This is a genomic window from Rhizobium sp. BK060, assembly GCF_014193145.1.
In the GTDB taxonomy this organism is placed as follows: domain Bacteria; phylum Pseudomonadota; class Alphaproteobacteria; order Rhizobiales; family Rhizobiaceae; genus Rhizobium.
The window spans coordinates 95,202-118,361 of record NZ_JACHYW010000009.1 but is presented as its reverse complement, the minus strand read 5'-3'; the positions used below and the strand labels follow the sequence as shown (position 1 = coordinate 118,361).

The following is a 23,160-nucleotide window of genomic DNA, read 5'->3' as shown; positions in this document are numbered from 1 at the left end:
CCCGAGCGCCTTCGCGAAATTTCTGCAAAGCGGCCACGACCTCATCAATGAAATAGACTTGACGCCCTTAATAGAAAATGGAATGAATATTCCGAGATGCAGATTTTACGGTTCGTTTATTCCGTTTCTTAGCGGACGGCCAGCGGGAGATGGCCCACAGGGACCAAAATACTGGCTTTTGGGCATGGCCCAGGGCTCCGGCGTGAGGAGGGTGCAGCCGGACACCGCTTTGTGGAGGAAAGAAAATGAAGAAATTTATCATGGGCACTGCCATGGCGCTCGTCTTGTCGACGGCCGCTCACGCTGAAACTGTCGGTGTCTCGATGGCATTGTTCGACGATAACTTCCTGACCGTTCTGCGCAACGGCATGCAGGATTATGCCAAGACGTTGAACGGCGTAACGCTTCAGGTTGAAGACGCGCAGAACGATGTCGCCAAGCAGCAGAGCCAGATCCAGAACTTTATCGCATCCAAGGTTGACGCAATCGTCGTCAACCCAGTCGACACCGACGCGACGGCCGCCATGTCGAAGCTTGCCGCCGCCGCCGGCATTCCACTTGTTTACGTCAACCGCGAGCCGGTCAACGTCGACAGCCTTCCGGACAAGCAAGCCTTCGTTGCTTCGAACGAGCAGGAATCCGGCACGCTGGAAACCAAGGAAGTTTGCCGCCTCCTCGGCGGCAAGGGCAAAGCCGTCGTAATGATGGGCGAGCTTTCCAACCAGGCCGCGCGCATGCGCACCAAGGACGTTCACGATGTCGTTGCGACCGACGAATGCAAAGGCATCCAGATCATTGAGGAGCAGACCGCCAATTGGTCGCGTACGCAAGGCTCCGACCTCTTGACCAACTGGCTTTCCAGCGGCCTCGAGTTCGACGCGGTCATTTCGAACAACGACGAAATGGCGATTGGCGCCATTCAGGCACTCAAGGCAGCCGGCAAAGATCTCGGCAAGATCGTGATCGGCGGCGTTGACGCTACCCAGGACGCACTTGCCGCGATGCAGGCAGGCGACCTCGACGTGACGGTCTTCCAGGATGCGGCCGGGCAGGGCAAGGGCGCGCTCGATGCGGCCCTGAAGCTCGCGAAGGGCGAAAAGGTGGAGAAGAAGGTTTACATTCCTTTCCAGCTCGTCACGCCTGAAAACGTCAAGAACTTCGTCGCGAAGAACTAACGTTCGGAAAAACGGGATGCGGGACCTAGTTCCGCATCCCTTGCTTCAATCCGTGTCCGGGAGGAGATGAGATGGTTGTCAGCCCGTCTACAATGGCTGCAGTGCGTCAGAGCGGCGCTGTTCCGAATGCGGAATACCTGCTGAGCGCCGAGGGCGTGCGCAAGGAGTTTCCAGGCGTCGTCGCCCTCGATGACGTCCAGTTCCAGCTGAAGCGCGGCACCGTGCACGCTTTGATGGGCGAAAATGGCGCCGGCAAGTCGACGCTGATGAAAATCCTGGCCGGCATCTACATCCCCGACAAAGGCGAGGTGCGCCTGAAGGGTGTGGAGATTCAGCTCAAATCACCGCTGGATGCCCTCGAAAACGGCATCGCGATGATTCATCAGGAGCTGAACCTGATGCCTTTTATGACCGTCGCCGAGAACATCTGGATCCGTCGCGAGCCGAAGAACAAGTTCGGCTTTGTCGATCATGCGGCAATGTTTCGCCAGACGGACGAGCTGTTTCGCCGGCTGAACATCGACATCGACCCGGAAATCCAGGTCCGTGACCTTTCGGTTGCCAACCGGCAGATGGTCGAAATCGCCAAGGCGGTCTCCTACAATTCCGACGTCCTCATCATGGACGAGCCGACATCGGCGCTGACCGAGCGCGAGGTCGAGCATCTCTTCCGGATCATTCGCGACCTCAGGGCGCAGGGCATCGGCATCGTCTACATCACGCACAAGATGAACGAGCTGTTCGAGATTGCCGACGAGTTCTCGGTGTTTCGCGACGGACGCTACATCGGCACCCATGCCTCGACGGACGTCACCCGAGACGACATCATTCGCATGATGGTCGGTCGCGAAATCACCCAGATGTTCCCGAAAGAGGAGGTGCCGATCGGCGACGTCGTTCTCTCGGTGAAGAACCTCTCGCTGAACAATGTCTTCCATGACGTATCTTTCGATGTCCGATCCGGCGAGATCCTCGGCGTTGCCGGGCTTGTGGGATCGGGCAGATCGAATGTCGCAGAAGCATTGTTCGGCGTAACGCCGGCGACATCAGGCACGATCGAGCTGTTCGGCAATAAGACGGACATCTCCTCGCCGACCGTCGCGATCCGGAACCATATGGCGTTCCTGACCGAAGATCGCAAAGATACAGGCTGTCTGCTGATCCTCAACGTTCTCGAAAACATGCAGATCGCGGTTCTCCAGGACAGGTTCGTCAAGGGGGGCTTTGTGCAGGAAAGCGCGATCGAGGCGACCTGCGAAGACATGGCCAAGAAGCTCCGCGTAAAGACGCCCAATCTTGACGAGCGCGTGGAAAACCTTTCCGGCGGCAACCAACAGAAAGTCCTGATCGGTCGCTGGCTACTAACAAATCCGAAGATTCTCATTCTCGACGAGCCAACGCGTGGCATCGATGTCGGCGCCAAGGCTGAAATCCATCGCCTGGTGACGGAGATGGCGAGAAATGGAGTGGCAGTGATCATGATCTCGTCGGAAATGCCGGAGGTACTGGGCATGAGCGACCGCATCATGGTGATGCATGAAGGACGTGTAACCGGATTTCTCAATCGTGACGAAGCAACGCAGATCAAGGTGATGGAGCTTGCCGCGCAGTGATGCGTGGCCTCCAGCAACCCGAAGGGAGGCTAACATGAACACCAACGCAGCTGAGGCGGCAGCCCCACTTGCAACGCGCGCCCGGCGGCGGCGAGTCCCGCCGGAACTCAACATTTTCCTCGTCCTGATCGGTATTGCGCTCATCTACGAAGTGCTCGGCTGGATTTTTGTCGGCCAAAGCTTCCTGTTCAATTCCCAGCGCCTGACGATCATGATCCTGCAGGTCGCCGTCATCGGCATCATCGCGGTTGGCGTGACGCAAGTCATTATCACCGGCGGCATTGACCTCTCTTCCGGTTCCGTCGTCGGCATGACGGCGATGATCGCGGCGAGCTTCGCACAGGCGTCCACCTGGCCAAGAGCACTCTATCCTTCGTTGACCGATCTGCCGTTCTTCATCCCGATTGGTGTCGGTCTTCTCATCGGCCTCGCGGCCGGCTTCATAAACGGGCAGCTGATCGCAAGGACTAAGATCCCGCCGTTCATCGCCACGCTTGGTATGATGGTCTCGGCACGCGGCATTTCGAAGTGGTACACCAAGGGCCAGCCGGTTTCGGGGCTCACCGATCAGTTCAATTTCATCGGTACCGGCATTTGGCCCGTCGTCGTCTTTCTCGTCGTCGCGCTGATCTTCCACATTGCGCTGCGCTATACCCGCTACGGCAAGTTCACCTATGCGATCGGTGCCAACGTTCAGGCTGCGCGTGTTTCTGGCATTAACATCGAAGCCCACCTGATCAAGGTTTACGCGATTGCCGGCCTCCTGGCAGGTCTTGCCGGCGTCGTCACGGCGGCGCGCGCCCAGACCGCGCAGGCCGGCATGGGTGTCATGTACGAACTCGACGCGATTGCCGCGACCGTTATCGGCGGCACCTCTCTGACCGGTGGTGTCGGTCGCATTACTGGCACGGTCATCGGCACGATCATTCTGGGTGTGATGACCTCGGGCTTCACCTTCCTCAGGGTCGACGCCTACTACCAGGAAATCGTCAAGGGGCTGATCATCGTTGCCGCTGTCGTCATCGACGTCTACCGGCAGAAGAAACGCGCCAAGCACTGACGAAAGCACCTCGGAACGGGAGCCTCGGCTCCCGTTTTCCGTTTCCGCTACCCGTTGATGCGGAACAGCAAAATTTCTGAAAAAAAGGGTAGCGTATTCCACCAGCTTTTCTATTCTGCGCTCTTCATATCGCCCGCCCGGGCACACAGGAACGCAGATGCAATTCGTATTTGACGGCCATAACGACGTCCTCCTCCGGCTTTGGACACATGAACGGGACGGTGGCGATCCAGTCGCCGAATTTGCAAACGGAACAGATCTAGGCCACATCGATGCTCCGCGTGCCAAGGCTGGCGGGCTGGCCGGCGGCCTTTGCGCAATTTACGTGCCCTCAGGCGATCTCGTTTTTGCGGATCCCGACAAGAACGGCCACTACGTCACCCCGCTCGCCGCCCCGCTCGAACCGCTGCCCTCCCTCAGAATCGCCACGGAAATGGCCGCGATCGCCCTTCGCCTGGACAAAGCGGGCGCGTGGCGGCTTTGCCGCACGCTAAAGGACATTCGCCAAGCGATGGCCGATGGCGTTTTCGCGGCAGTGATGCATATGGAAGGTTGCGAAGCCATCGGCCCCGACCTGGCGGTGCTGGAGGTATTCTATGCCGCTGGCTTGCGATCGCTGGGACCGGTTTGGAGCCGCCACAATATCTTTGGCCACGGCGTGCCCTTCGCCTTCCCGATGTCACCGGACACGGCTCCGGGGCTGACTGATGCGGGGTTTGCCCTCGTGCGCGAATGCAACAGGCTCGGCATCCTGATTGATCTTGCGCATATCACCGAAAAGGGCTTCTGGGATATCGCGAAGACAACAGATCAGCCGCTGGTGGCAAGCCACTCCAACGTTCATGAACTGACGCCGGTCGCTCGCAACCTCACCGACAAACAGCTCGACGCCATCAGGGAAACCCGGGGTCTCGTCGGCGTGAATTATGCGACCGCGATGCTGCGCAGCGACGGTCGCTCCGATGGCGATACGCCGTTGAGCGACATGGTGCGCCATATCGACTATCTCGTCGAGCGTGTCGGCATCGACTGCGTGGCGCTCGGCTCAGACTTTGACGGCGCGACCATACCCGACGAAATAGGGGATGCGGCGGGTAACCAGAAGCTAATTGCCGCGCTCCAGCGCGCTGGCTATGGTGCAGGAGATCTCGAAAAATTGGCCAGAGGAAACTGGCTGAGAATTCTGGCCTCGGCGTGGGGAGAAGAGGACGCCTAGGCCAGCTACTTTGTATTGAAATGAAAAAACAAGGGAACAAAGCCATGATAGTCAGCAAATTTAACCGCACTTTCCGCCTGCTTTCGGCAGGCGCCGCTCTGTCGATCATGATGGCGGCTGCACCGGTAGCCTTCGCGGAAACGCCGAAGGACACGCTGGTCGAAGGCTTCGCCATCGACGACATCATCACCATGGACCCCGGCGAGGCTTTCGAACTGTCGACGGCTGAAGTCACGAGCAACACCTACAGCCTGCTCGTCCGTCTCGACATGGGTGACACGTCGAAGGTCAAGGGCGATCTCGCCGACAGCTGGACCGTGTCCGACGATGGTCTGACCTACACCTTCAAGCTGAAACCCGGCATGAAGTTCGCCTCCGGCAATCCGATCACCGCCGAAGATGTTGCCTGGTCCTTCGAGCGCGCTGTCAAGCTCGACAAGAGCCCGGCCTTCATCATCACTCAGTTCGGCATCAATGGTGACAACGTCACCGAAAAGGCAAAGGCAACGGATGAAAACACCTTCGTCTTCACCGTCGATAAGCCCTATGCGCCAAGCTTCGTACTGAACTGCCTGACGGCAACTGTTGCTTCGGTCGTCGACAAGAAGCTGGTCCTCGATCACGTCAAGTCCGTGACGCCGAGCGCCGATTACAAGTACGACAACGACTTCGGCAACGAATGGCTGAAGACGGGCTATGCCGGCTCCGGCGCCTTCAAGCTGCGTGAGTGGCGTGCCAACGAAGTTGTCGTGATGGAACGCAACGACAATTACTATGGCGACAAGGCGAAGCTCAACCGCGTCATCTATCGCTTTATGAAGGAAAGTTCGGCGCAGCGCCTGGCGCTGGAAGCCGGTGATATCGACATCGCGCGCAACCTGGAGCCCGGCGATCTGGATGCAGTCTCCAAGAATGCCGACCTGACGACCGTCAATGCTCCAAAGGGCACCGTCTACTACGTCAGCCTCAACTCCAAGAACGAGAACCTGAAGAAGCCGGAAGTCCAGGAGGCCTTCAAATATCTCGTCGACTATGACGCGATCGGCTCGACGCTGATCAAGGGCATCGGCGAAATCCACCAGACCTTCCTGCCAAAGGGCCAGCTCGGTGCGCTCGATGAAAATCCCTACAAGCTCGATGTCGCCAAGGCCAAGGAACTTTTGGAAAAGGCCGGGCTGAAAGACGGCTTCTCGGTGACGATGGATGTTCGCAATACGCAGCCAATAACGGGTATTGCCGAGTCCATGCAGCAGTCGCTGGCTCAAGCCGGCATCAAGATGGAGATTATCCCCGGCGACGGCAAGCAGACACTGACGAAGTACCGCGCACGCACGCACGACATGTATATCGGTCAGTGGGGTTCGGATTATTTCGACCCGAATTCGAACGCCGATACGTTCACCAGCAATCCGAATAATTCGGATGCTGGCACTGTCAAGACGCTCGCCTGGCGCAACACGTGGGAAGCGCCGGAACTCGACAAGGAAACGAAGGCCGCCCTGCTGGAGCGTGACGGCGCCAAGCGTGCTGCCATGTATGAGGACATTCAGAAGAAGTTCCTGGCAAACAGCCCCTTCGTGATCATCTTCCAGCAGATCGAAGTCGCAGGCGCTCGCAAGAGCCTGAAGGACTTCAAACTCGGCCCGAGCTTCGACACCAACTATGTCGGACCGATCGGCAAGGAATAATCCGGCAGGATTGATCCGTTGAGCAACGTTGAAACAAAAATGGAGGCACGGCCCAAACAGGGCCGTGCTGTTCCTATTGCCAAGGCAGCCGGGCGATTTCTTGTCGCCGCCGTCACGACTTATCTTGGCCTATTGGCCGTGACTTTCTTCATCGGCCGCGTCGTACCGATTGATCCAGTCCTTGCGATTCTCGGCGACCGCGCTCCGGCCCATGTTGTCGAGCGCGTCCGTCGCGAGCTCGGTTTCGACCTGCCGCTCTACCAGCAGTTCTACATCTATCTGAAAAGCATTCTCTCAGGTGACTTCGGGACCTCCGTGCTGACCACCAATCCCGTCATGGTCGACATCAGGCGCGTTTTCCCCGCGACGATCGAGCTCGCGACGCTCGGGACCATCATCGGCTCGCTCGTCGGTGTTCCGCTCGGCGTGCTCGCGGCTGTCAAGCGAGGCAGCATTGCCGATCAGATCGTCCGTGTCATCGGGCTGATTGGTTATTCGGTGCCTATATTCTGGCTTGCGCTGATCTCGCTCGTCATCTTCTACGCGCAGCTCCGCTGGGTAGCTTTCCCCGGCCGCATCGACATCGTCTTTGAGTACAGCTTTACGCCGGTGACCGGCTTCTATCTGCTCGACAGCGCCATGCAGGGGCAGTGGGACGTCTTCTATGACGTTTTCCGCCACATCATCCTGCCCGCCTCGCTGCTCGGTTATTTCTCACTGGCCTACATCAGCCGCATGACCCGCAGCTTCATGCTCAATGAACTGAGCCAGGAATATGTGGTAGCGGCACGCGCCAAGGGACTTTCGGAAACTCGGGTCATCTGGGGTCACGCACTGCGAAATGCCGCCGTGCCGCTCGTCACCGTCATCGCGCTTTCGTATGCCGGCTTGCTTGAGGGTTCAGTTCTCACCGAGACGGTTTTTTCCTGGCCGGGCATAGGGCTCTACATCACCAATTCCCTCCAGAACGCGGATATGAACGCCGTCCTCGGTGGCACCATCATCATTGGCACGGTCTTCATCGGCATCAATCTTCTGTCCGACCTTCTCTATCGGACGCTTGACCCTAGGACGCGAAGCCGATGACGGTCCCTGCAAATCAATCAGCGCCGCTGAGCCGCCGCGAGTGGCTGCTCTCCGATCGGCCGCAGTCGCGCACGCAAGCGCGATTGGGCCGAGTCTACGTGACCTGGCGCCAGTTCACCGCAAACCGCCTGGCCGTCGTCGGTCTCGTGATCATCATCGCCCTCCTGTTCGTGGCTACCTTTGCGAACCTTCTCGCAACCCATTCGCCCATTGTTGGCGACCTAAAGAATGCGCGGCTGCTGCCGCCTGGCGCTGAGGGCTACTGGCTGGGCACGGACGACCAGGGTCGCGATATCTATTCCCGCCTCATCTATGGTTCCCGATTGACGCTGCTCGTCGTCGTTCTCGTCGCAGCCATCTCGGCGCCGATCGGGCTGATCGTTGGAACAGTGTCGGGTTACGCCGGCGGCTGGGTCGATGCGACGCTGATGCGCATCACCGATATCTTCCTCGCCTTCCCCAAGCTGGTTCTGGCCCTCGCCTTCGTCGCGGCTCTCGGACCTGGCATCCAGAACGCGATCATCGCGATTGCGATCACCTCCTGGCCGCCCTACGCTCGTATTGCGCGTGCGGAGACGCTGACAGTGCGACGCTCCGACTATATCTCTGCAGTCAAGCTGATGGGCGCATCGCCCCTGCGGATCGTGGTCCGGCACGTCATGCCACTTTGCCTTTCTTCGCTCATCGTGCGCGTGACGCTCGACATGGCTGGGATCATCCTGACGGCGGCCGGTCTCGGCTTCCTCGGTCTCGGCGCGCAGCCGCCGCTTCCCGAATGGGGCGCGATGATCGCGTCTGGCCGGCGTTTCATCCTGGATCAGTGGTGGGTGGCGGCCATGCCGGGTTTTGCCATCCTGATCGTCAGCCTCGGCTTCAATCTGCTCGGCGACGGCTTGCGCGACGCGCTCGACCCCAGGGAGAGCGGCCAATGACCGAGCTCCTCACCGTTCAAAACCTCAAAGTCAGCTACCCCACGCGCACGGGCGTCATCGAAGCCGTCCGCGGCGTCTCGTTTACGCTTGGCAAGGAACGCCTCGGCATCGTCGGTGAATCCGGCTCAGGCAAGTCTCAGACCGGGCGCGCCGTTATGGGCTTGACCCCGAAGCACGGCATCGTTTCAGCCGACAAGCTCGATTTCAACGGCATTGATCTTCTCGCCGCATCCGCCAAGCAGCGCCGGCAATTGCGCGGCAAACGCATCGCGATGGTCCTGCAGGATCCGAAATATTCGCTCGATCCCGTCATGTCGATCGGCCGACAGATCTGCGAAACGCTGAGGACCCATGAGAAAGTCGGCAAGGCGGAGGCGCGCGATCGCGCTCTCGCCATGTTGGAGGCCGTGCAGATCCGCGACCCCGCGCGGGTATTCGACCTCTATCCGCACGAGGTCTCGGGCGGCATGGGCCAGCGCGCGATGATCGCCATGATGCTGATCGCCGATCCGGAGTTGCTGATCGCCGACGAACCGACCTCCGCACTGGATGTCACGGTCCAGCTTGATGTTCTCAGGATCATGGACCAGCTCGTGTCGGAACGCGGCATGGGGCTGATCTTCGTATCCCACGACCTGCGCCTGGTTTCGTCCTTCTGCGACCGTGTCATCGTTATGTATGCCGGCAAGGTTGTCGAAGAACTCAAGGCATCGGAGCTCAAGAATGCGTGCCACCCCTACACGCAGGGCCTATTGAACTGCATGCCCCAAATTGGAGAAAGCAGGCATCCGCTGCCGGTTCTCGATCGCAAGCCGGAGTGGGGAGCATGAGCATCGCACTTTCAGTCGACAAGCTGAGCGTGACCTATGATCACTTCCGTGCGTTAAAGGACGTCAGCGTTGATATCGAGACCGGCGAGTCATTCGGCCTGGTCGGCGAGTCCGGATCGGGGAAGTCGACCCTGCTGCGTGCCGTTGCCGGCCTGGCACCGGTGGCAGGCGGCTCGATCAAGATCCATAGCGATCCCCTCGTTGGTGCGAAACGATCCAAGGCTTTTTACAGACAGGTGCAGATGGTCTTCCAGGATCCTTATGGATCCCTGCATCCTCGCCAGACCATAGATCGCCTCCTACTCGAGCCGCTGGCGATACACGGCATCAGCGACAGTGACATGCGGATCGCCCGAGCCCTCGACGAAGTCGGGCTTGGAAATGGCTTCCGTTTCCGTTACCCGCATCAGCTTTCGGGCGGTCAGCGTCAACGCGTGGCAATTGCCCGGGCATTGATCGTCGAGCCGTCCATCCTCTTGCTTGATGAGCCGACCTCGGCCCTTGACGCTTCAGTGCAAGCGGAGGTTCTGAACCTCCTCGAACAGGTGCGGCGAGATCGCAAGCTGACCTTCGTTATGGTCAGCCATGATCTCGGCGTCGTCACCCACATGTGCGGTCGCCTGGCCGTGATGCGAAACGGGGCCGTCGTCGAGCGACTGACTTCAGCGCAGCTTGCGCAGGCAGCCGTGACAGAGGACTACACGCGAAATTTGATGGTTGCCAGTAAGGGTTTCGTCAAAGCTTGAAGGGCAATCCTTCCAACGATTTGATTTCACTGAGGCTCGTTGGGCCTCAGCCTTAATAATCCACTAAAACACGACCATTCGACTAGACTATTGACACTTGCCTTACTTCTGTCATGATCCGGTTAACGCCCGTTAATTTTCGTGATCATGGAGATCCGGCATGTTTTTTCTTGGCGGCATGACCATGGGATATCTGCAGCCATCGGCCAAGATCGATAGAGAAGCTGCACCCTCGACATCCATTCCCGCAGAGAAAGGCCGGCGACTCCTGGAAACACCGGAAGCAACGGTCAGGTGCCGCCAAGGTGCCGGAGACGATCGTTCGTTGCTCTGGGCGTGGCGAATTCTCGTGTAATCGCCGAAGGACGGATTTTTTAACGTCCCCTGGCAGGACAGAATTTTATCTCTACCTATTAGATAGAGAAAATACGAAAACACGCTCTAACAAAAGAAGCGCGGAGAAACGGAGGCAGCACATGGCAGACTTGGGTATCTCGCATGCTCATGTGAATCAATATGGTTCCGTCCAGACCAAGAAGCCGGTCACGACACGCAGCAAGATTCAGCTTGTCGTTCACGCAACGCTTGTCACGGCGGCATTTCTTTTCGTCACAGCCCTCGTCTTTGGCATCGTAGGATAAGCCAAAGAACACGTAGTGTCGCGGCCGTCGAGAGATGCCGCGTCGGAGCCACGTTTTATTCTCTCATCACATTCATTGTGAAACCGAGAATGAAGATAAAAGGGATTCTGGGATATTCCGATCCCGGTGATTATCCTGCTCCATCTCTTCCATGCAGTCTAAGATTACGGTTGGTTGCCGGTATAGAAAAGGTGCGTCGATTTCGACGCGCCTTTTCTATTGGCTGAACCCGGCCTGGGGGCTCCAACGGAACCAATAGGGCGACCTCCCGTTATTTCGTCAGCAAAGACAAAGGAGATCGCCATGCTTTATTATGCACTCGTATTTCTCGTTGTAGCGCTGATTGCCGGGGTTTTGGGCTTTGGCGGCATTGCAGGTGCTTCCGCGTCGATCGCACAGGTTCTTTTCTTCCTGTTCCTGATCCTGTTTGTCGTCTCGCTGGTTATGCGCCTCATGCGACGCGCTTGACAAAAAACACTGGTGTAAGATTGGAAATCGGCGCTTGCCCAAGCGCCGATTTCTTTTCGACCGCAAGTGATGTTCGTACGCTGCCCCATTGCATCCTTTGAAACATCTTGACTTGAATTATCGCAATGGTGTCCAACTTTCCCGGGATGGCTCCGAAAGGGTGGAGGGCGCAACGGAGTCGTGTTCGCACATCGCCCACATAGGTTGCGTTTAAACCGTTTCGCATCGTCGGTTGATTACCGCTTCGATCTTGCTGTCTGGGATCAGGAAACCCCGGCGCTGTTCATGCGGCAGTCATATTTGGCAGTGCAAAAGGCTACGCAAAATCATCATAACTTTGTTTGGATCCAGAACCGAACCCATGAACATTTCCGCAACGTCTCCGAGCCCGTCCCGCGAGTCCGAAACGAAGCAGATCGATCATAACGACTCGATCCGCTCAACCTATCTTTCCATTGAGGATATCAAGGCAATCGGCGCCTCCGTCGCCGTGCGCGGCGTCGACTCGCTGCCCGCTTTTACGCCCTTCGATTTCTTCGCGCGGCATAAGGAAAACGAGAAGGAAATCCTGCGGGTCTACCGCACCACGGCAACGGACGTGGAATCCGGTGAAACCATTACCCCGGCAGCGGAATGGCTGCTCGACAACCATTACATCGTCGAGGAAGCGATCCAGGAAATCCGTCGTGACTTCCCGCGGCGCTTCTATCGAGAACTGCCAACGATCGACGTCAGCGGCGTGCAGATCCCGCGCACCCTGGTGCTCGCATGGCTTTATGTCGCCCACACCCACAGCACGATCTCGCAGGAAAGCCTGACGGCCCTCGTCGATGGCTTCCAGCAGAGCGAAACGTTGAGGATCGGTGAACTCTGGGCACTGCCATCGCTTGTTCGCTATGTGCTCGTGGAAAATCTGCGTCGCATTTCGATCCGCGTCGAGCGCAGCCGCCGGTTGCGTCGGCGTGCCAACGAGGCTGCAGATGAGCTTGTGCGGCTGACGGACCCGACAAAGGCAGCCGAGTATCTTAAGTCGCTCGAGTCTCTTGCCGAAGACAATACCTTCGCAACGCAATTCCTCTACCGCATGCGTGACGGCTCGCAGGCCTCCAGCGTGGCGATCGCCTGGCTCGACGAGCGCCTCGAGGCCCTCGGACGCGATACCGAAGAAACGACAATGGCGGAGCACAGCCGCCTGTCCTCCGGCAACGTCACGATGGGCAACATCATCCGGAGCTTGCGCGAGATCGACGACACCGAATGGTCCGTTTGGGTCGAACAGGTCAGCCATGTCGACAAGCTGCTGTGGGATCATTCCGACTACGGTGATCTCGATTCGGGTTCGCGCAACAAGTACCGCAAGCAGATCGAAAAACTCGCCAAGCGCTCGCCGCTTTCGGAAATGGAGATCGCCCAACTGGCGCTGGATATGACCGAAGAGGCGAAGGCCTCCGGCGAGCCACAACCGCATGAACCGAATGTCGGTGGCTTTCTGACCGGTGCCCAAAGGCCCAAACTCGAAGCGCGTGCGAACTATAGCCCGACCGCAACGCAGCACTTCGTCCGAACCGTTCGCCGTTTCAACTGGCTCTCGATCGCCACACCGGTAATCCTGCTCACCATCATCGCCATGGCGATCGTCGGCAAGTTCATGGCCAATGCCGGCATGGGACCACTTGAGATCGCGATCCTGCTGATCATGTTCTCGCTCCCGGCTTCGGAAGGCGCAACCGGCCTCTTCAACACGGTACTGTCGTTCTTCGTCACGCCGGCCCGATTGGTCGGCTACGAGTTCAAGGAGGGTATTCCCGAAGAAGCCCGCACGCTACTGGTCGTTCCCTGCCTTATCTCCAACCGTGACAGTGTCGATGAACTCGTCCGCAATCTCGAAGTTCACTACCTCGCCAACCCGCGTGGGGAGATCTACTTCGCGCTGCTCAGCGACTGGCCGGACAGCCAGGCCGAGGAAACGTCCGCCGACCTCGAGGTATTGGACTATGCCCGCCGCGAGGTCGCAAACCTTTCAGCACGGTATGCCTTCGATGGCAAGACGCGCTTCTACCTCCTGCATCGCCGTCGACTCTACAATCCATCCGAGGGCGCCTGGATGGGATGGGAGCGCAAGCGCGGCAAACTGCACGAACTGAACCTGCTGCTTCGCGGCGACCGCGATACCACTTACCTTCCGGGTGCAAACATCGTGCCGGCAAACGTTCAGTACGTTATGACGCTCGATGCCGACACACGCCTGATGCGCGATGCCGTCACTAAGCTCGCTGGCAAGCTCTACCACCCAATCAACCGTCCGGTCATCAATCCTGCCAGCGGTCGGGTCGAAAGCGGCTATGGCGTGCTGCAACCGCGCGTCACGCCGTCACTGACGACGGGCAAGGATGCATCGGTCTTCCAGCGTGTCTTCTCGATCAATCGCGGCCTCGACCCTTACGTATTTACCGTCTCCGACGTCTATCAGGATTTGGCGGGTGAGGGCACCTTCACCGGCAAGGGCCTCTATCACGTCGACGCCTTCGAAGCATCGCTCAAAGGGCGCATCGACGAAAACTCAGTGCTCAGCCACGACCTGCTAGAGGGTTCGATGGCCCGCTGCGCGCTCGTCACCGATCTGGAGCTCGTCGAGGATTTCCCGACCCGCTACGAGGTCGAAACCTCGCGCCAGCATCGCTGGGCGCGTGGTGACTGGCAGCTGCTGCCGTACATGTTCAATCCGAGGCACGGCGTCACCGGGCTCGGGCGCTGGAAGATGTTCGACAACCTCCGCCGATCGCTGACGCCAATCGCATGGTTCTTCGCCTCAGTGCTTGGCTGGTATTTCATGGCCCCGCTCGGCGCGCTCGTGTGGCAGATCCTATTGATTTTCTGCCTGTTCGTCGCCCCGACACTCTCCCTCATCAACGGTATCATCCCGCGCACCAGCGATATCGTCGCCCGCGCCCATCTCTACACCGTCTGGTCCGATATCCGTGCTGCCAACGCACAGGTCGCTCTCCGGATTATCTTCATTGCCGATTCCGCTTGCATGATGGCCGATGCCATCGGTCGCTCGCTCTACCGTCTGTTTGTCAGCCACAAGCTGATGCTGCAATGGCGAACGGCTGCCAGTGTCCAGGCCGGCAAGCAGGGAACCATCGTCTCTTACTACAAGGCGATGTGGCACGCCCCGGTGCTGGCCCTGCTCGCCCTAGCCTTTGCAGCGCTTTCCGGTGACAAGGCATATCTGGTCGGCGTTCCGTTCGCGTTTCTCTGGATCCTTTCGCCGATGGTCGCCTATTACGTCAGCCAGTCGGCCGAGACGGAAGACCGGCTTGAGGTTGCCGATTCTGTTTCTAGCGAACTTCGCAAGATCGCCCGCCGCACGTGGCGCTATTTCGAGACGTTCACAACTGCCGAGCAAAACTATCTGCCTCCGGACAACGTCCAGGAGACGCCTCATGTAATCGTGGCGACACGCACGTCCCCAACCAATATTGGCGTCTACCTCCTATCCGTCGTTTCCGGCCGGCATTTCGGATGGTTCTCCTTCGAGGAGACCATTGATCGGCTCGAACAGACGATCGCGACAATCGACAAGATGGAGAAATTCCGCGGGCACCTCTTCAACTGGTACCACACTGATACTCTCGATACGCTTGGGCCGCGCTATGTTTCCGCAGTCGATAGCGGCAACCTCGCCGGCCACCTCATCGCGATCTCGTCGGCCTGCCGCAACTGGGCGGAAGCGCCCTCCGCTCATATGCAGGGCAACCTCGATGGCGTCGGCGATACCGCAGGCATCCTCGCGGAGGTGCTGTCCGAGTTGCCGGACGATCGCAAGACGGTTCGCCCGCTGCGCCGTCGCTTGGAAGAGCGTATCATCGGATTCCAGAACGCATTGGCCGCGGTCAAGCGCGAGCACGAGTTCGCATCGATCCGCATCATCAACCTCGCCGTTCTGGCGCGCGACATTCAAAAGCTCGCTGCCAACCTCGATCATGAGGTGAAGTCCGCATTGAGCGTCGAAGTCACGCGCTGGGCGGAATCGCTCGTCAAGGTCTGCGAAGCCCACATCTCCGACAGCACCTTCGATCTGTCCAACATCGACGCACTGCGTCCGCGCCTGATTGCCTTACGCGACAAGGCCCGCGACCTCGCCTTCTCGATGGACTTCGGCTTCCTGTTCCGGCCCGAAAGACGTCTGCTCTCGATCGGCTACCGCGTCGAAAGTGGCGAACTCGATCAGGCCTGCTACGACCTGCTGGCGTCGGAATGCCGACTAACGAGCCTGTTCGGCATCGCCAAGGGCGATCTGCCGACGGAACATTGGTATCGTCTCGGCCGCCAGGTCGTCCCAGTTGGCTCGCGTGGTGCGCTTGTCTCCTGGTCCGGCTCGATGTTCGAGTACCTGATGCCGCCGCTCGTCATGCAGGAGCGCGGCGGAGGCATCCTCAACCAGACCAACAATCTGGTTGTGGTCGAGCAGATGAACCATGCACGCAAGCTGGGGATCCCGTGGGGTATTTCGGAAGCGGCGTTCAATGCGCGCGACCATAACCTGAACTACCAATACACGAACTTCGGTGTACCCTCGCTCGGCCTGAAGCGGGGCCTTGGCCACAACGCGGTCATTGCGCCCTATGCGTCGATCCTTGCCAGCCAGTACAATCCTGACGCAGCGCTTGAAAACCTCCAGCGCCTGCGCAAACTCGGCGCACTCGGCAAGTTCGGCTACCACGACGCCGTCGACTTTACGCCGACCCGCGTGCCAGAAGGCAAGACTTGCGCGGTTGTATATAACTACTATGCTCACCACCACGGCATGTCGATCGCCGCAGTCGCGAACGTCGCCTTCAATGGTCACCTGCGCGAACTCTTCCACTCGGATCCAGTGATCGAAGCTGCCGAGCTCCTTCTCCAAGAGAAGGCACCGCGGGATATTCCGGTCATGAGCGGCAAGCACGAATCCGATACCCCAGCCAGCATCCAGGACGATCTGTTGCGCCCTGAACTGCGCAAAATCTATGATCCGGCCTCGCGTGATCGCGAGCTGGTCTTCCTCTCGAACGGCCACTATTCGCTGATGCTGACCGCAACGGGCGCCGGCTATTCGCGATGGAACGGCCAATCGGTTGCACGTTGGAAAGCCGATCCGACTGAGGACCGCTGGGGCACCTTCATCTTCCTTCGCGACACGGCGACCAACGAATGGTGGTCGGCAACTACGGAGCCAAAGAGTGTCGAAGGCGAACAGGTAAAGGTTCTCTTCGCTGACGAAAAGGCGGAGTTCACTAAGACGGTAGGCGACCTCACGAGCGAAGTCGAATGCATTGTCGCCACTGAGCATGATGCCGAAGCACGGCGCCTGACGCTCGTTAATTCGGGGACAGAGGATCGATTTATCGAAGTAACCTCCTATCTCGAGCCCGTTCTCGCGCCAGACGACGTCGACAACGCCCATCCGGCATTTGCCCGCATGTTCGTCAAGACGGAGGTCGGCAAGCGCGGCGACGTCATCCGCGTCGAGCGCAACAAGCGAGATCCGAACGAGCCGAACATGGCCGTCGCTCACCTTATCGTCGACACCTCCGGCTCTACGCGCGACACCGAGTTCGAAACGGATCGCCGCAAGTTCCTAGGCCGTGGGCGTAGCCTCGCGAACGCCGCCGCTTTTGATGCGGGAGCGACCCTTTCCGGTACCGACGGCTTCACGCTCGATCCGGTACTCTCGCTTCGCCGCACCCTCCGCGTACCGCCGGGCAAGAAAGTCAGCGTCATCTTCTGGACCATCGCTGCCCCTAGCCGCAACGAGGTGGATCAGGCCGTTGACCGGTATCGCCATGCAGACGCTTTCAACCACGAACTCGTCCAGGCCTGGACGCGCACGCAGATCCAGATGCGCCATGTCGGCGTGACGTCACAGCAGGCGGCAGCCTTCCAGCATCTTGGCCGTCATCTGGTTTATCCGGATATGTATTTGCGCGCCGATGCGGCCGCAGTTGCCGCCGGCATGCAGTCGCAGTCATCACTTTGGCCACTGGCGATCTCCGGCGATTTCCCGATTTTCACCTTGCGTGTCAACGACGACATGGATCTCGATATCGTCAGGGAAGCGTTGCTTGCGCAGGAATACCTCCGCTCGCGTGGCGTCACCGCCGATCTGGTCATCATGAACGAGCGCGCCTCATCCTATGCGCAGGACATGCAGCACGCCGTCGATCAGATGGCCGAGAACGTTCGCCGCATGGGTCAGGCCGATGGCTTGCGCCAACACATTTTCACGGTCCGCAAGGATCTGATGGAAGAATCAACATACCATGCGCTGATCTCCGCCTCGCGCGTCACGCTCCATGCCAAGAACGGCAAGATTATCGATCAGATCAATCGTGCCGTCGCGCTCTTTTCCCCGAGCAAGGAAGAGCAGCAAGAGCTGGAGCGCGCCGATCGGCTGAAGACGCCCGTCAAGCGGATCGCCCCGGCACCAGCCTCACGGCCCTCCAGGGTGGTGATCGAGGAAGAGGGGGACCTCAATTACTGGAACGGCATCGGCGGCTTTGCCGGCGACGGTCGCGAATATGTCGTGCGCCTTCCCGGAGGTCACGCAACGCCGCATCCGTGGATCAATGTAATCTCGAACGAAAAATTCGGCTTCCATGTGTCTGCCGAAGGAGCTGGTTTCACGTGGAGCGCAAACTCCCGTGATTATCAGCTGACGTCGTGGTCGAATGACGCAGTCATCAACCGCCCCGGCGAAGCGATCTACGTCGTCGATCGGGATAGCGGCGCGGTATTGACCCCGTTCGCAAACCTCTCGGAGCGGCCGGATATTCGCTTCGAAGCGCGACATGGCCTGGGCTATTCGGTATTCTCCAGCGTGCAGAACGAAATCGCGCTTGAGGTCACGCAGACCGTCGATCGCGAAAAACCGGTCAAGCTGCAACGAATCCGGCTACGCAATGCCGGTTCCAAGCCAAGGAAGCTGCGGATTTACGGCTACGTCGAGTGGGTTCTGGGCAACAATACGCAGAAGTCTGCACCGTTCATCCTCTCCGAGCACGACGAGGAGACCGGCGCACTATTCGCAAGCAACAACTACAGCATCGATTATTCCGGTCGTGTCGCTTTCTTTGTGGCCGGCGAGAAGCCATCTAGCTTTACTGCCAGCCGCCGCGAATTTATCGGCAAGAAGGGAACGATTCAGGCGCCACACGCCCTGAATTCGGGAGCCAGCCTTTCCGGCACGACAGAACTCGACGGCGATCCGGCAGCGGTTCTGGCGATCGATATCGAGATCGGACCGGACGAGGAGCGGGATATCTGCTTCTTCCTCGGCGACACCAAGACGAAGGCCGAGGCGCGGGCGTTGATCAACGATATTCGCAAGGTTGCCTTCGAGGACGTTGTCCACGCAAACCGTGCTTTTTGGCAGGGCTTCACCGGAAAACTGCAGGTTTCCACGCCCGATCAGAGCATGAACAATCTGATCAATACCTGGCTGCCGTACCAGAGCCTGGGCTGCCGCATCATGGCGCGTACGGCCTTCTACCAGGCAAGCGGTGCCTTCGGCTTCCGCGATCAGTTGCAGGATACGTTGGCGTTCGTCATCCATGAGCCGTCGATTGCCCGCAAGCAGATCCTGAACGCCGCCTCGCGCCAGTTCCGCGAGGGTGATGTTCAGCACTGGTGGCTGCCTGGCACCGGCGCTGGTGTCCGGACGATGATTTCGGACGACGTGGTTTGGCTCGCTTACGCGATCCATCACTATTGTAGCGTTACGAGGGACAAGAGCGTCCTCGACGAACAACTCGCCTTCTTGGAAGGGCCGGCACTCCTTGAGGGACAGCACGATTCCTTCTATTTGCCGGAAATCTCCGAAGACAAGGCGAGCGTCTACGAACACGCGGCCATCGCGCTGGATCTCGCGATCGCCCGCACAGGCAAGAACGGTCTGCCGCTCTTCCTCGGAGGTGATTGGAACGACGGCATGAACCGTGTCGGCATTGGCGGACAAGGAACGAGCGTCTGGCTTGGCTGGTTCCTGGCGGGTGCGCTACGTTCGTTCTCGGCATATGCGGAGGAACGTGGCGACAAGGCACGGGTTGAGCGGTGGACTCAGCATTTGACCACGCTCAAGGCCGCACTTGAAACCGTCGCCTGGGATGGCGCCTACTACCGGCGCGGCACATTCGACGATGGCAGCTTGCTTGGTTCCAAGGAAAGCCTCGAATGCCAGATCGATTCGATCGCCCAGTCTTGGAGCGTGCTGTCCGGAGAGGGCGATCCGGCGCATTCGGCAAAGGCTATGAACTCCGTGCTGGATAAGCTGGTCGATCCAGAGGCACGGATCATCCGGCTCTTCACGCCGCCCTTTGCAAACTCGGCTAAGGATCCTGGCTATATTAAGGCTTACCCGCCAGGTGTTCGAGAAAATGGTGGCCAATACACTCATGCCGCGACTTGGGTTGTCTTGGCATTGGCTGAACTTGGCCGCGGCGATGATGCCCTGCGTTGCTTCGAGCTGCTCAATCCGATCAGTCATGCCCGCGACCCGGTTTCGGCGGAACGCTATCGCGTCGAACCTTATATCATTGCAGCTGACGTCTACGGTGAGGGCGCGCTCAGCGGTCGCGGCGGGTGGACCTGGTACACAGGCTCCGCGGGCTGGCTCTATCGCGCGGTGATCGAGGGCATCCTCGGCATCAAGGTGAGGGATGGCCGCTTGTACGTGCGTCCAGCACTGGCGAGCACATGGGACGGCTTCTCCGCCGAGATTGAGCACGCAGGTGCTAAATACCTCATTTCGGTCTCAAAATCGTCCCATCCGAGAGGCTACGATGTGACCATCAACGGACGCGAAGTCACCGATCCCGACGAGGGATATCCGGTCGGATAACAGCATTTTCCTCGCTAATCATCCGGCGATTCGTTGCGGCCAAAAGGGAAACCTTTTGGCCGCAACTGCGTTTGCAAATCGGAAAAGCAGGAGAGGTCCATGGCAATAGCGCTCGAGGGAACGATCGGCGCCAAGCAAAGTTCTGTGACGGTAGCGGCGCCGAAACGCGATACGAGATTAGACGTTCTACGCGGACTCGCGCTCATCACGATTTTCATCAATCACGTACCCGGTCAGATTTTCGAGAATCTTACAACCAAGAATTTCGGCTTTTCAGATGCGGCCGAAGCCTTCGTTCTGATTTCGGGCATCGCGGTTGGCTTGGCCTATGGTACGCGCTTTGAGCCCGGCGCGTGGCTGCAGACGGTAGTGAAGGCCATGAAGCGGGCGTTTACCCTTTATCTGGCTCACATGATAACGACGTTCATGACGCTCGCCCTGTTCCTGGCCGGCGCGTGGATCTTCCACCGACCCGGCCTGCTGTGTGAAATCAACATCCTCGCCGTCCTCACCAATCTGAAGGCCGGCATTCCCTCGCTAGTACTGCTTGGACATCAGATCGGCTACAACAACATTCTGCCGATGTACGGCGCGTTGATGTTGATGGTGCCGATCATCCTTCTGCTCAACGCGGCAAGCCCTCTTCTTGCACTCGCCGTTTCCGGCACTGTTTGGCTATTTGCGGGCGTTTACGAGATAGCGCCACATAACATGCTGATCGAGGGTTATTGGTTCCTCAACCCACTGTCCTGGCAATTCCTCTTCACGATCGGCATCGTTGGCATGATGCATGTGCGCCGCGGCGGCCAACTGCCGCAGCACCCGATCCTCTTTGCTTTCGCGGCCGCCTATGTCGCGTTGTCCTTTGCCTGGGTCGTGGGCCAGCTCTGGAGCTTCGGAATTGCGCTGGCATCGCTCGGGCTGCCGCCCGTGCTGACAGGCTTCGACAAGACATTCCTGTCGCTGCCGAGGCTACTGCACGTTCTGGCGCTGACGTATCTCGTCATCAATATTCCAGCAATCTCACGCCTGCTTCGCCGGTCCACGAACAATCCGCTGACCATCCTTGGACGCCACTCGCTGAACATCTTTGTCGCCGGCACTGTTCTGGCGATGGTTGGTCAGGTGGTGCTCTACATCAACAACCACGACCGGATCGTCGGCCCAGTCTTCGTGGTCATCGGCATCGCCATTCAGTTCGCCTACGCCTACCATCTTGAGCGAAAGCGCAAGCTGGAGACCGGCGACCGCGACAGGCTGCCCAGCCGAACGATGGTGCCGGTTCCTGCGCGCGTCGATCGTTCGCAAGATCGACGCTAGACGCCAGTACCATGCGACTGTTGAGAGATCGCTGCCTTCCGCGCCGTCGCATATCATGATCGCAAAAACCTTGACTCCTGTGGAAAACCTTTTAAGAGCAACGGCGGAAAAGGAATATCCATGGTTCGTGATGAACACGCCATTGCTGCATGCAATGACCGGGCACAAGGTGCCGGGATGGGTATTGCCGTTCCGGTTTCTTCCAAAACCAAGGCCAAAACGACGACGAAAACCGTCTGACGTCTCTGGCCTGCCGCTCTCTCCCCGGCCCGGCTGGGGACAGGAAGTCGCGATGTCTTCGCGCTTCCCCCTCACCGGACAAGAGGAGAGAAGAGAAAGAGAGCTTGAGAAATGGGTTTTAAAGTTGCAGTTGCGGGAGCGACCGGAAATGTTGGCCGGGAAATGCTCAATATCCTCTCCGAACGCGGTTTCCCCGCCGATGAAGTCGTAGCGCTTGCGTCTGCGCGCTCGCAGGGCACTGAGGTATCTTACGGCGACAAGACGCTGAAGGTCGCAAACCTCGAGAACTACGATTTCTCGGACACCGACATCTGCCTGATGTCGGCCGGCGGCGAGGTCTCCAAGAAGTGGTCGCCCAAGATCGGTGCGCAGGGATGTGTCGTCATCGATAACTCGTCGGCATGGCGCTACGACGCAGACGTGCCGCTGATCGTTCCTGAGGTGAATCCCGACGCCGTTACCCAATTCAGCAAGCGCAACATCATCGCCAACCCGAACTGCTCGACTGCCCAGCTCGTCGTGGCGCTCAAGCCGCTTCACGACTTCGCCAAGATCAAGCGCGTCGTCGTTTCGACCTATCAGTCCGTTTCCGGCGCCGGCAAGGATGGTATGGACGAGCTGTTCAACCAGACGCGAGCCGTGTTCGTCGCAGATCCGATCGAGAACAAGAAGTTCACGAAGCGTATCGCCTTCAACGTCATCCCGCATATCGATGTCTTCATGGAAGACGGCTACACGAAGGAAGAGTGGAAGGTTCTCGCCGAGACCAAGAAGATGCTCGACCCGAAGATCAAGGTGACCTGCACGGCAGTTCGCGTTCCTGTCTTCATCGGCCACTCTGAATCGGTCAACATCGAGTTCGAAAGCGAGATCACGGCTGATCAGGCACGCGACATCCTGCGCGAAGCTCCCGGCTGCCTCGTCATCGACAAGCACGAGAACGGCGGATACATCACGCCCTACGAGTCTGCCGGTGAAGATGCGACCTATATCTCCCGCATCCGCGAAGACGCGACGGTCGAGAACGGCCTGAACATGTGGGTGGTCTCCGACAACCTCCGCAAGGGTGCCGCTCTCAACGCGATTCAGATCGCTGAGCTGCTTATCAATCGCGGACTTGTGAAGCCGCGCAAGCAGGCAGCCTGAACCAATTGTTAACTATGGTTTGTTAAGCCCGGCTTATTAAGGTAAGGGCTTTTTTGGCGCGGGTTTGCTGTTCTCGGCTTCCCGCGCTTGCCAAATCAAAGACGGTGACAATATTGCC

At 58.8% G+C, this 23,160-nt stretch carries 16 protein-coding genes; all 16 read left to right on the top strand.

The features are described from left to right. The first annotated feature begins 245 nt into the window (after positions 1-245). Positions 246-1,175: a sugar ABC transporter substrate-binding protein gene (locus FHT71_RS12205; protein WP_183719769.1), complete on the top strand. Its 930-nt coding sequence runs from the start codon at positions 246-248 to the stop codon at positions 1,173-1,175. Positions 1,176-1,246: 71 nt separating this feature from the next. Next, on the top strand, positions 1,247-2,788 hold the full coding sequence (locus tag FHT71_RS12200) for a sugar ABC transporter ATP-binding protein (protein WP_007798231.1): 1,542 nt from the start codon (positions 1,247-1,249) through the stop codon (positions 2,786-2,788). Between the two features lie 34 nt (positions 2,789-2,822). Then, entirely contained in the window at positions 2,823-3,848 is a 1,026-nt protein-coding gene (locus tag FHT71_RS12195) for an ABC transporter permease (protein ID WP_007798229.1), read from the top strand. A gap of 157 nt (positions 3,849-4,005) precedes the next feature. Continuing rightward, the gene (locus FHT71_RS12190; RefSeq protein ID WP_132592418.1) at positions 4,006-5,064 is read left to right on the top strand and encodes a dipeptidase; all 1,059 of its coding nucleotides are present in this window, start codon (positions 4,006-4,008) and stop codon (positions 5,062-5,064) included. Positions 5,065-5,108: 44 nt separating this feature from the next. Further along, positions 5,109-6,752, top strand: coding sequence for an ABC transporter substrate-binding protein (locus FHT71_RS12185; RefSeq protein ID WP_007798226.1), 1,644 nt, complete (start codon positions 5,109-5,111; stop codon positions 6,750-6,752). An 18-nt stretch (positions 6,753-6,770) separates the two neighbouring features. After that, a complete protein-coding gene (locus FHT71_RS12180; protein WP_183719767.1) occupies positions 6,771-7,838 on the top strand; it encodes an ABC transporter permease in 1,068 nt (355 codons plus the stop codon). After that, positions 7,835-8,770, top strand: coding sequence for an ABC transporter permease (locus FHT71_RS12175; protein WP_132592416.1), 936 nt, complete (start codon positions 7,835-7,837; stop codon positions 8,768-8,770). The genes FHT71_RS12180 and FHT71_RS12175 overlap by 4 nt, the downstream gene beginning before the upstream one ends. Further along, positions 8,767-9,600: an ABC transporter ATP-binding protein gene (locus FHT71_RS12170; protein ID WP_132592414.1), complete on the top strand. Its 834-nt coding sequence runs from the start codon at positions 8,767-8,769 to the stop codon at positions 9,598-9,600. The genes FHT71_RS12175 and FHT71_RS12170 overlap by 4 nt, the downstream gene beginning before the upstream one ends. Then, positions 9,597-10,346 carry an ABC transporter ATP-binding protein gene (locus FHT71_RS12165; protein WP_007798219.1) on the top strand — a complete coding sequence of 250 codons (750 nt, stop codon included), beginning with the start codon at positions 9,597-9,599 and terminating at the stop codon, positions 10,344-10,346. Before FHT71_RS12170 ends, FHT71_RS12165 begins: the two co-directional genes overlap by 4 nt. A 160-nt stretch (positions 10,347-10,506) precedes the next feature. Continuing rightward, a complete protein-coding gene (locus FHT71_RS12160) occupies positions 10,507-10,701 on the top strand; it encodes a hypothetical protein (RefSeq protein ID WP_183719765.1) in 195 nt (64 codons plus the stop codon). Between the two features lie 121 nt (positions 10,702-10,822). Next, complete coding sequence (locus tag FHT71_RS12155) at positions 10,823-10,987, top strand: hypothetical protein (RefSeq protein WP_007798215.1); 165 nt, start codon at positions 10,823-10,825, stop codon at positions 10,985-10,987. 303 nt (positions 10,988-11,290) lie between these two features. After that, positions 11,291-11,455: a DUF1328 domain-containing protein gene (locus FHT71_RS12150; protein ID WP_007798213.1), complete on the top strand. Its 165-nt coding sequence runs from the start codon at positions 11,291-11,293 to the stop codon at positions 11,453-11,455. A 361-nt stretch (positions 11,456-11,816) separates the two neighbouring features. Beyond that, positions 11,817-20,336 carry a glucoamylase family protein gene (locus tag FHT71_RS12145; RefSeq protein ID WP_132592410.1) on the top strand — a complete coding sequence of 2,840 codons (8,520 nt, stop codon included), beginning with the start codon at positions 11,817-11,819 and terminating at the stop codon, positions 20,334-20,336. 99 nt (positions 20,337-20,435) lie between these two features. Beyond that, complete coding sequence (opgC, locus tag FHT71_RS12140; protein ID WP_132592408.1) at positions 20,436-21,656, top strand: OpgC domain-containing protein; 1,221 nt, start codon at positions 20,436-20,438, stop codon at positions 21,654-21,656. A gap of 27 nt (positions 21,657-21,683) precedes the next feature. Beyond that, the gene (locus FHT71_RS12135; protein ID WP_037083547.1) at positions 21,684-21,896 is read left to right on the top strand and encodes a hypothetical protein; all 213 of its coding nucleotides are present in this window, start codon (positions 21,684-21,686) and stop codon (positions 21,894-21,896) included. Positions 21,897-22,007: 111 nt separating this feature from the next. Then, complete coding sequence (locus tag FHT71_RS12130; RefSeq protein ID WP_007798204.1) at positions 22,008-23,042, top strand: aspartate-semialdehyde dehydrogenase; 1,035 nt, start codon at positions 22,008-22,010, stop codon at positions 23,040-23,042. The last annotated feature ends 118 nt before the right edge of the window (positions 23,043-23,160 follow it).

Coding starts and splice junctions, on each gene's coding strand:
- FHT71_RS12130 (WP_007798204.1), top strand. CDS start 22,008: ATGGGTTTTAAAGTTGCAGTTGCGGGAGCGACCGGAAATGTTGGCCGG.
- FHT71_RS12205 (WP_183719769.1), top strand. CDS start 246: ATGAAGAAATTTATCATGGGCACTGCCATGGCGCTCGTCTTGTCGACG.
- FHT71_RS12155 (WP_007798215.1), top strand. CDS start 10,823: ATGGCAGACTTGGGTATCTCGCATGCTCATGTGAATCAATATGGTTCC.
- FHT71_RS12150 (WP_007798213.1), top strand. CDS start 11,291: ATGCTTTATTATGCACTCGTATTTCTCGTTGTAGCGCTGATTGCCGGG.
- FHT71_RS12200 (WP_007798231.1), top strand. CDS start 1,247: ATGGTTGTCAGCCCGTCTACAATGGCTGCAGTGCGTCAGAGCGGCGCT.
- FHT71_RS12165 (WP_007798219.1), top strand. CDS start 9,597: ATGAGCATCGCACTTTCAGTCGACAAGCTGAGCGTGACCTATGATCAC.
- FHT71_RS12170 (WP_132592414.1), top strand. CDS start 8,767: ATGACCGAGCTCCTCACCGTTCAAAACCTCAAAGTCAGCTACCCCACG.
- FHT71_RS12185 (WP_007798226.1), top strand. CDS start 5,109: ATGATAGTCAGCAAATTTAACCGCACTTTCCGCCTGCTTTCGGCAGGC.
- FHT71_RS12190 (WP_132592418.1), top strand. CDS start 4,006: ATGCAATTCGTATTTGACGGCCATAACGACGTCCTCCTCCGGCTTTGG.
- FHT71_RS12160 (WP_183719765.1), top strand. CDS start 10,507: ATGTTTTTTCTTGGCGGCATGACCATGGGATATCTGCAGCCATCGGCC.
- FHT71_RS12175 (WP_132592416.1), top strand. CDS start 7,835: ATGACGGTCCCTGCAAATCAATCAGCGCCGCTGAGCCGCCGCGAGTGG.
- FHT71_RS12145 (WP_132592410.1), top strand. CDS start 11,817: ATGAACATTTCCGCAACGTCTCCGAGCCCGTCCCGCGAGTCCGAAACG.
- FHT71_RS12195 (WP_007798229.1), top strand. CDS start 2,823: ATGAACACCAACGCAGCTGAGGCGGCAGCCCCACTTGCAACGCGCGCC.
- opgC (WP_132592408.1), top strand. CDS start 20,436: ATGGCAATAGCGCTCGAGGGAACGATCGGCGCCAAGCAAAGTTCTGTG.